Source organism: Streptomyces triticirhizae (assembly GCF_003696235.1).
Lineage (GTDB): Bacteria > Actinomycetota > Actinomycetes > Streptomycetales > Streptomycetaceae > Streptomyces > Streptomyces triticirhizae.
On sequence record NZ_RFFJ01000407.1, the window covers coordinates 1 to 1,000 of the forward strand.

1 protein-coding gene is annotated in these 1,000 nt (G+C 75.8%); it reads left to right on the forward strand.

What is annotated here, in order from left to right; all coding sequences use genetic code 11:
- Positions 1-803: family 2B encapsulin nanocompartment shell protein (locus EBN88_RS29990; protein ID WP_267902617.1), on the forward strand; the 803-nt coding region annotated here is incomplete at its 5' end.
- Between the last annotated feature and the right edge of the window lie 197 nt (positions 804-1,000).

Sequence of the window (1,000 nt, forward strand, 5' to 3'; positions counted from 1 at the left end):
TGGCCGAGCGCACCCCGGCGCTCGCCGCCCAGCTGGCGCGCGCCGCCGAGCGCCCGGCGCCCGCCCGCAACCGGCGCGGCGAGGCCGACATCGCGATCGCCGCCGGCCACACCGGCGAGCCGACGCTGCCCGGCACCTTCGTCGCCTACGAACCGGCGCCGCGCGAGTACGCGTTGAGCGTCGCCCAGACCGTGCTGCGGGTCCACACCCGGGTCGTCGACCTCCACGGCGAGCCCATGGACCAGTTCCAGGAGCAACTCCGCCTCACCGTGGACGCGTTGCGCGAGCGGCAGGAGCACGAGCTGGTCAACAACCGGGAGTTCGGCCTGCTCCACAACGTCGATCCGCGTCAACGCGTGTACACCCGCACCGGGCCGCCGACCCCGGACGACCTCGACGAGCTGGTCACCCGCCGCCGGAACACCCGGCTGCTGCTGGCCCATCCGCGTGCCATCGCCGCCATCGGACGCGCCTGCACGGCGCGCGGCCTCTACCCGCCGACCGTCGAGTTCGAGGGGACCCCCGTCCACGCCTGGCGTGGCATCCCCCTGCTGCCCTGCGACAAGATCCCGGTCTCACGGGCCAACACCAGCTCCGTGCTCGCCCTGCGCACCGGCCTCGAACGTCAGGGAGTGGTCGGCCTGCGCCCGGCCGCCCTCCCCGACGAACACGCTCCTGGCCTCAACGTGCGCTTCGCGGGCATCGACGAGCGCGCCGTGCTCTCCTATCTCGTCAGCGCCTACCACTCCGTGGCCGTGCTGGTGCCCGACGCCCTCGGGGTGCTGGAGGACGTCGAATTGTGACCCCCGGCCCTTCGCCGGGCGGCGCCGCGAGACCCCTGGGTCCTTCGCTCCCTCAGGCCCCCTGTTCCGACCAGTAGCCCGGCGCGGGGGCCGGGGCCTGCTGGGCCTGCGGGTAGGGCGCGGGCCCGGCGGGGTAGCCGCCGGGGCGCGGCGCCGCCGGGCGCGTCGGCTGCGGGGCCGGGCGCATCGGCTGGGGC